The organism is Mesorhizobium sp. M7D.F.Ca.US.004.01.2.1, from assembly GCF_003997785.1.
Classification (GTDB): Bacteria; Pseudomonadota; Alphaproteobacteria; order Rhizobiales; family Rhizobiaceae; genus Mesorhizobium; species Mesorhizobium loti.
The window spans coordinates 1-6,681 of sequence record NZ_RZRQ01000321.1; the positions used below are offsets into that span (position 1 = coordinate 1).

The following is a 6,681-nucleotide window of genomic DNA, read 5'->3' on the forward strand; positions in this document are numbered from 1 at the left end:
TCCCAGGACAGCGGCCGCCATGCAGGCGGCTGGCTGCGTGGTTTCCACCTTCGAGGCGGATGCGCTCTGCATCGCCTGCGAAGGCGGCCCGACCTGCCTGACGCGCCCGGTGCTGCGCCAATGACCACCACTGGGACCACCGTCGGCGAGGCGCTCATTTCGCTGCTCGAAGCCCATGGCGTCGACACGGTCTTCGGCATTCCCGGCGTGCATACGGTCGAACTCTACCGCGGGCTGGCGCGCTCCAAGATCCGCCATGTCACGCCGCGTCATGAACAGGGCGCCGGCTTCATGGCCGACGGCTATGCGCGCGCCAGCGGCAGGCCGGGTGTCGCCTTCGTCATCACCGGGCCGGGGCTGACCAACACCATCACCGCCATGGGACAGGCACGCGCCGATTCGGTGCCGATGCTGGTGATCTCAGGCGTCAACGCCATGCCGACGCTGGGCAAGGGGCTGGGTTTTCTGCATGAACTGCCCGACCAGCGCGGCATGATGGAGAAGGTGGCGCTGTCTTCGCAGCGCGTCACCGAGGCCAGCGAATTGTCCGGTGCCCTGGCGCAGGCCTTCGCCCTGTTTTCATCGGCCCGGCCCGGCCCGGTGCATATCGAAATCCCGACCGACGTCATGGTCAAGCCGGCGGATGGCATCGCTGCCATGCTGAGCAATGTGACGCCACCCGCGTCGGAAGGTGCTGCAATTGCCAGCGCTGCCAAACTCATCACTGCTGCGCGCCGCCCGCTGATCCTGGTCGGCGGCGGCGCCAAACGCGCCGAGGCGCCATTGCGGCGTCTGGCCGAACGGCTGGGAGCACCGGTCGTCCAGACCGCCAATGCGCGTGGCCTGCTGCATGGGCATCCGCTTTGCGTGCCGGCCAGTCCCAGCCTGAAGGCGGTGCGGGCGCTGATGGCCGACGCCGACCTGGTGATTGGCGCCGGCACCGAATTCGGCCCGACCGATTATGACGGCTACAGCGATGGCGGCTTCGTCCTGCCCGCCAATCTGATCCGCATCGATATCGGCGCCGACCAGCTTGCCCGCCGCCCGGCGACGGTTTCGATCCAGGCCGATTGCGCCGAGGCGCTCGAAGCGCTGCTTCTGGAAACTGGCCATGTCCCGACAAGCGAGGGCGGTTCGTCGCGCGCCGCTGCTACACGAAAAGCAGCCTTTGCGGAGCTCAATCCGACCCTGCAGGCGCAGGTGCGCGCGGTCGAGATGATCCGCGACGCCTTGCCGGGCGCGCTCATTGTCGGCGATTCGACGCAGCCGATCTATGCCGCCAACCTCTATTATGACCATGACCGGCCAGGCGGCTGGTTCAATGCCGCCACCGGCTTCGGCGCACTCGGCTATGGCCCGCCGGCGGCGATCGGCGCTGCCCTTGCGGTGCCCGATGCGCCGGTTGTCTGCCTGACCGGCGACGGCGGCTTCCAGTTCACGCTGCCGGAACTGGGCGCCGCGCTCGATGCCGCAGCGCCGGTCATCTTCGTCGTCTGGAACAATCGCGGCTACCGCGAGATCGAAACCTCGATGCTCGATGTCGGCGTCGAGCCCGTCGGCGTGTCGCCGGCGCCGCCGGATTTCTGCAAGCTGGCCGAGGCCTATGGCATCGGCGCCGAGCGGCTTGCCGATATCGACGCTCTGGCGGGCGCGCTGAAACGCGCGCGGGCCACCGGACTGCCGCGCGTCATCGAAATCGCGGTTGACTGAACATCGGTGGCGCGTGCTTCCCGTCCCGGCTGGCATGACCTATGGCCGACCGGTGGGCGGACGCATGCAAAGACGCGACAACTGCCATGTCGAGATTTCAATTGAGTGATGGCGCGAAAGGCGCGACGCTTCGCGTCGGCGTGGCATAGAAACGACCTAACGATAAAAAAATGACAGGAGCGTCCAAGATGACGGAAACACTTGAAGGCAAGCATATCGTCGTGACCGGCGGAACCGGTGCGCTCGGCGGTGCGGTTGTCGGCAAACTGCTGAGTGACGGCGCAATCTGCCATGTGCCCAATGCCCATGCCGCCGCCCCTACGCATTTCCCCTTCACTACGCATGATCGTGTCCAGCTGGTGCACAATGTCGATCTCTCGGACCCCGCCAAGGTCGAGGCGTTCTACAGTCAGGTTCCAGGCCTCTGGGGCTCGATCCACCTGGCCGGCGGCTTCACCGCCGCACCGGTGGAAAAGATCGAGTCGGCCTCCTTTGCCGAGATGATGGACACCAATGCGCGCACCGCCTTCCTGTGCTGCCGCGCCGCGATCCGCTCGATGCTGTCGTCGGACATCGCGGGCCGCATCGTCAACGTTACGGCGCGCGCCGGGCTCGATCCGCGGCGCGGCGCCGGCATGGTCGCCTATGCCGCCAGCAAGGCCGCGGTGGCGGCGATGACGGTGGCGATGGCCGAGGAGCTGAAGCACAAGGGCATCCTGGTCAATGCCGTGGCGCCGTCGACGCTCGACACCCCGGCAAACCGCGCCGATATGCCGGATGCCGATGCCACCAGATGGGTCAGCCTCGAAGCTGCCGCCGAGGCCATCGCCTACCTTGCCTCGCCGGCCAACCAGGCGATGAGCGGCACGCTGGTGCCGCTTTACGGCAGGGCGTAACCTTCCAACTTTTACGTCGGTCAAAGAAAAACCCCGCCGGATCGCTCCGGCGGGGTTTTGTTTTCGAGCCTATGCGAAGGGCTTCGCGGTGCGAAGGGCTTAGCTGCCCTGCTTCTTCAGCGCGGCGCCCAGGATGTCGCCCAGCGAAGCGCCGGAGTCGGTCGAGCCGTACTGAGCGACCGCTTCCTTCTCTTCGGCGATTTCCAGCGCCTTGATCGAGACCTGCAGCTTGCGGGTCTTCTTGTCGAAGGCGATGACGCGGGCGTCAACCTTCTGGCCGACGGTGAAGCGCTCGGGGCGCTGCTCGTCGCGGTCACGGCTCAGATCGGAGCGCTTGATGAAGGTCTCGATGCCGCTGTCGACCAGCCGCACTTCCAGACCGCCATCCTTGACGCCGATGACTTCGCAGGTGACGACCGCGTTCTTGCGCAGTTCGCCTGAAGTCGCCGCTTCGCCGACCGTATCCTTGGCCAGCTGCTTGATGCCGAGCGAGATGCGCTCCTTGTCGATGTCGACGTCGAGCACCTGCGCCTTGACCATGTCGCCGCGATTGTACTCTTCGATGACCTGCTCGCCCGGACGGGTCCAGTCGAGGTCGGAAAGGTGCACCATGCCGTCCACGTCGCCTTCGAGGCCGATGAACAGGCCGAACTCGGTCTTGTTCTTGACCTCGCCCTCGACCTGGCTGCCGACCGGATGGCTCGAGGCGAAAGCCTGCCACGGATTCTCGAGCGTCTGCTTGAGGCCGAGCGAGATGCGGCGCTTGGCCGGATCGACCTCGAGCACCACCACGTCGACTTCCTGGGTCGTCGACAGGATCTTGCCGGGATGCACGTTCTTCTTCGTCCACGACATTTCCGAAACGTGGATGAGACCCTCGATGCCCGGCTCCAGCTCGACGAACGCGCCGTAGTCGGTGATGTTGGTGACGGTACCCTTGATCTTCTTGCCGATCGGGAACTTGGTGCCGATCTCGGACCACGGATCGCTCTCGAGCTGCTTCATGCCGAGCGAGATGCGGTGGGTTTCCTGGTTGATGCGGATGATCTGCACCTTGACCGTCTGACCGATGTTGAGGATTTCGGTCGGATGGTTGACGCGGCGCCATGCCATGTCGGTGACATGCAGCAGGCCGTCGATGCCGCCGAGGTCGACGAACGCACCGTAATCGGTGATGTTCTTGACGACGCCTTCGACAACCTGGCCTTCTTCGAGGTTTTGCACGATTTCCGAACGCTGTTCGGCGCGGCTCTCCTCGAGCACGGTACGGCGCGACACCACGATGTTGCCGCGGCGGCGATCCATCTTGAGGATCTCGAAGGGCTGCGGGTTGTGCATCAGCGGGGAGACGTCGCGGATCGGGCGGATATCGACCTGGCTGCGCGGCAGGAAGGCCACGGCGCCGTCGAGGTCGACGGTGAAGCCGCCCTTGACCTGGTTGAAGATGACGCCTTCGACGCGCTCACCCTTGGTGAACTTCTCTTCGAGACGGACCCAGCTCTCTTCACGGCGGGCCTTCTCGCGGCTGAGCATCGCTTCGCCAAGCGCGTTCTCGATGCGCTCGACATAGACTTCGACGGTGTCACCAACCTTGAGGGTGGTGTCCTTGCCCTTGACGCCGAATTCCTTCAGCGGCACGCGGCCTTCGACCTTGAGGCCGACGTCGATGATGGCCATGTCCTTTTCAATGGCGGTGATGATGCCCTTGACGACTTGGCCTTCGCCAGAGTGACCGGCGGTAAAAGATTCTTCGAGCAGGCTCGCGAAATCATCGCGAGTGGGATTTGCAGCTGACATTGTTTCTCCTGGAGTGCCCCGCATCTAGAAGCGGGACGGGCGCCGTGGGTTAGCGTTGCGTTGGCCTGCCGGCGTTCCGGGCTACAAAAGCCCTGGGCCGCTCTTTAAGCGGCAATTCCGGCGCATGAAGAATGCTGGCAGGCTGGTTCGTGCCCGATATGGGTATTTTCTTCGCCTCCGACAACGGAAACACGAGGAAAAACCCGGATCAGGCCTTGTCTCTCTTGGCCAGCACGTCGTCGATGATCGCCATGGCTGCAAGAAACGCGGCTTCTATAGCCATTTCGCTGGTATCAAGCAAGTGCGCGTCGGCGGCCGGCTTCAAAGGTGAGTCCGCACGGCCCATGTCACGCTCGTCGCGGCGCACGATATCGGCAAGGATCTCGGCGAAATTGGCGCTGCCGCCGATGCTTTCGATCTCGGCCAGCCGCCGTCGTGCCCGCACCTCGGCGCTCGCTGTCACATAGAGTTTTATGTCGGCGTCGGGGCAGACGACGGTGCCGATGTCGCGCCCATCGAGCACCGCACCGGGCGGCGTTTTGGCAAAATCGCGCTGTTTTTCGACGAGGATGCGCCGCACTGTCGGATACACGGCGACCTTCGAGGCAGCCTCGCCGACCGCATGCGCCGACAAGACCGCCCGGTCGAGCTTTGCCAGATTGACCTGGCGGGCAGCGGTCTCGGCGGCCGAGACATTGTCGAGCGGCAGCGCGTGCTGGATCAGCGCATAGGCCACGGCACGATAAGTGAGACCGGTGTCGAGCAGGTTCAGCCGGTAATGGTCGGCAAGCCGGCGGGCGAGGGTGCCCTTGCCGGCGCCTGCCGGGCCGTCGATGGCGATGGTGAAGACGTGTGTCATGTGCAGGCCACCGGCCCCCGCGCCGTCGCTTCGCTCCAGGATGACGAAGCGAGAGATGATAGGCGCCACTTTCCCAGGGCTGCGATTGCCACGACTGTCACCCGATCTCAGCGCCCAGCCCCGTCATCAGGCCCATGAATTCCGGAAAGCTCGTTGCGATCATCGCCTGATCGTCGATGGTAACAGGCTTTTCCGTCGCCAGCCCCATGACCAGAAAGCTCATGGCGATGCGGTGGTCGAGATGGGTCTGCACGGTCGTGTCCTGGCCGTTGGGATGACCGCCAAGTCCCTTGCCGCCCGGTTTGCCGCGCACGGCAAGCGACGCCTCGCCCTCGGTGCAGTCGACGCCGTTGAGCTTCAGCCCGTTGGCGACGGCCGATAGCCGGTCGGACTCTTTCACGCGCAGTTCTTCCAGCCCCTGCATCAGCGTCTCGCCCTCGGCGAAGCTGGCTGCGACGGCGAGCACCGGGTACTCATCGATCATCGACGGCGCCCGTTCGGGCGGCACGGTGACGCCCTTCAGCTCGGAGTAACGCACGCGCAGATCGGCGACATCCTCGCCGCCGGCATTGCGCGCGTTGAGGATGTCGATCTTGCCGCCCATTTCCTGCAGCGTCAAAAGCAGGCCGGTGCGGGTCGGGTTCATCAGCACGTTCTCGATGACAATGTCAGAACCCGGCACGATCAGTGCCGCCACCAGCGGGAAGCCGGCCGAGGAGGGGTCGCCCGGCACCGCGATCGTCTGGCCGGTCAGCTTGCCCTGTCCCTCGATGAAGATGTGGCGCACGCCGCGCTCGTCGGTCTCGACCGACAGGTTGGCGCCGAAGCCCTTCAGCATCTTTTCGGTGTGGTCGCGCGTCATGACAGGTTCGATGACGGTGGTGATGCCCGGCGTGTTCAGCCCGGCGAGCAGCACCGCCGATTTCACCTGTGCCGAGGCCATCGGCACACGATAGGTGATCGGGGCGGCATGCTTTGGTCCATGCAGCGTGATCGGCATGCGGTCGCCCGGCGTCGCCTTCAGCACCTGCACGCCCATCTGGCGCAAGGGTTCGAGCACGCGGCCCATCGGCCGGCCCGACAGCGAGGCGTCGCCGATGAACGTCGTTTCCATGTCATAGGTGCCGACGAGGCCCATGGTCAGCCGCGAGCCGGTACCGGCATTGCCGAAATCGAGCGGGCCTTCCGGTTGCAGCAGCGCGCCATTGCCGGTGCCGCGGATTACCCACTCGGCGCCGCGCTTCTCTATATGCGCGCCCATTGCCTCCATGGCCGCACCCGTGCGCATCACATCCTCGCCTTCGAGCAGGCCGGTGATGCGGGTCTCGCCGGAGGCGAGGCCGCCGAACATGAAGGAACGGTGCGAGATCGACTTGTCGCCCGGCACGCGAGCGGTGCCCGAAAGGGCTGGGGATCGGC

General features: G+C 65.2%; 5 protein-coding genes and 1 pseudogene. 3 read left to right on the top strand and 3 right to left on the bottom strand.

From position 1 onward, the window contains the following. The 3 genes and pseudogenes from EN993_RS38040 to EN993_RS28870 form a co-directional block, all read left to right on the top strand. Positions 1 to 124, top strand: a pseudogene (locus EN993_RS38040) (amidinotransferase); the annotation flags it as partial. Next, on the top strand, positions 121 to 1,710 hold the full coding sequence (locus tag EN993_RS28865) for a 5-guanidino-2-oxopentanoate decarboxylase (protein WP_127265478.1): 1,590 nt from the start codon (positions 121 to 123) through the stop codon (positions 1,708 to 1,710). The pseudogene EN993_RS38040 and the gene EN993_RS28865, both read left to right, overlap by 4 nt. Before the next feature lie 188 nt (positions 1,711 to 1,898). Beyond that, on the top strand, positions 1,899 to 2,606 hold the full coding sequence (locus EN993_RS28870; RefSeq protein ID WP_127265479.1) for an SDR family NAD(P)-dependent oxidoreductase: 708 nt from the start codon (positions 1,899 to 1,901) through the stop codon (positions 2,604 to 2,606). Between the two features lie 99 nt (positions 2,607 to 2,705). Here EN993_RS28870 and rpsA read toward each other — a convergent pair whose 3' ends face one another. The 3 genes from rpsA to aroA form a co-directional block, all read right to left on the bottom strand. Continuing rightward, on the bottom strand, positions 2,706 to 4,403 hold the full coding sequence (gene rpsA / locus EN993_RS28875) for a 30S ribosomal protein S1 (protein WP_023811516.1): 1,698 nt from the start codon (positions 4,401 to 4,403) through the stop codon (positions 2,706 to 2,708). 208 nt (positions 4,404 to 4,611) lie between these two features. Beyond that, positions 4,612 to 5,262 (bottom strand): (d)CMP kinase, encoded by a 651-nt coding sequence (cmk, locus tag EN993_RS28880; RefSeq protein ID WP_127265480.1) that lies wholly within the window; start codon positions 5,260 to 5,262, stop codon positions 4,612 to 4,614. Positions 5,263 to 5,359: 97 nt separating this feature from the next. After that, positions 5,360 to 6,681, bottom strand: a 1,322-nt coding sequence (aroA, locus tag EN993_RS28885; RefSeq protein ID WP_245468999.1) for a 3-phosphoshikimate 1-carboxyvinyltransferase, incomplete at its 5' end; no start/stop codon positions are given.